The 564-nt window shown below is 42.2% G+C and carries 1 protein-coding gene; it reads left to right on the top strand.

Annotated elements, in window-relative coordinates:
* Window positions 1-507: RNA-guided endonuclease TnpB family protein (locus QY97_RS14090; protein WP_039238513.1), on the top strand; the 507-nt coding region annotated here is incomplete at its 5' end.
* Between the last annotated feature and the right edge of the window lie 57 nt (window positions 508-564).

Genomic DNA, 564 nt, shown 5'->3' with positions numbered 1-564 from the left:
TTAAACAGAAGTTTAAAACATTTAGCTTCCCTTCAAAAACAGCTAAGCAAAAAGAAAAAAGGAAGCAAGAACTTTGCTAAAGCGAAAAGAAAAGTAGCGAAACTGCATTTAAAAATTACCAATCAAAGAAAAGACTTTCTTCACAAAATCAGCCGCCAGCTCGTTAACGAAAACCAAGTGATCGTACTGGAAGACCTGAATGTGAAAGGAATGGTTAAAAATAAAAAGTTAGCCCGCCACATCTCTGATGTGAGCTGGTCGACATTTAAAACTTTTCTTTCGTACAAATGCGGATGGGAAGGAAAATATCTTATTCTTGTTGACCGCTTCTTCCCTTCTTCTAAGCAGTGCGGGGGCTGTGGAGAAAAGAATGTCATGCTTACTTTATCTGAACGTATTTGGGCATGTTCCTCTTGTGGCCAAGAGCACGATAGGGATATTAATGCGGCCAAAAATATAAAAAAAGAAGGCCTCCGGCTTCTTCAAGAAGAGCTGGCCACGGCTTAAGATTTCCGTGTCTCATACACCGCTGGAACGGCGGGGTGTGCCTGCCGATGCTGCGGC

This window comes from Bacillus thermotolerans, from assembly GCF_000812025.2.
Classification (GTDB): Bacteria; Bacillota; Bacilli; order Bacillales; family Domibacillaceae; genus Quasibacillus; species Quasibacillus thermotolerans.
This window is presented reverse-complemented; position numbering and strand designations above follow the sequence as displayed.